This window comes from Bacillus sp. SIMBA_005 (genome assembly GCF_046535585.1).
GTDB lineage: Bacteria > Bacillota > Bacilli > Bacillales > Bacillaceae > Bacillus > Bacillus pumilus.
Map to the genome: position 1 here is coordinate 1 of NZ_JAWRWI010000886.1, position 249 is coordinate 249.

The 249-nt window shown below is 49.0% G+C and carries 1 protein-coding gene; it reads right to left on the minus strand.

The features are described 5' to 3' along the window. Window positions 1-249: malic enzyme-like NAD(P)-binding protein (locus SB660_RS22615; protein WP_410584736.1), on the minus strand; the 249-nt coding region annotated here is incomplete at both ends.

A 249-nucleotide genomic window follows, 5' to 3' on the forward strand; every position in this document is an offset into this window, starting at 1 on the left:
CATCGTTCATGCCGTTCGGGCGCCCTTCATAAATGGCCCCTTTGGAATCGCACATCACAATGTCGCGAACGCCATAATGATGAAGAAGCTTGATAATCGCAATGCCAGCCGCACCCGCGCCGTTTGCGACAACTTTAATGGATGACATGGATTTTCCAGACAGTTTCAGCGCGTTCACAAGACCTGCTACGGTTACAATGGCAGTACCGTGCTGATCATCATGGAAAACCGGGATGTTTGTTTCTTTTT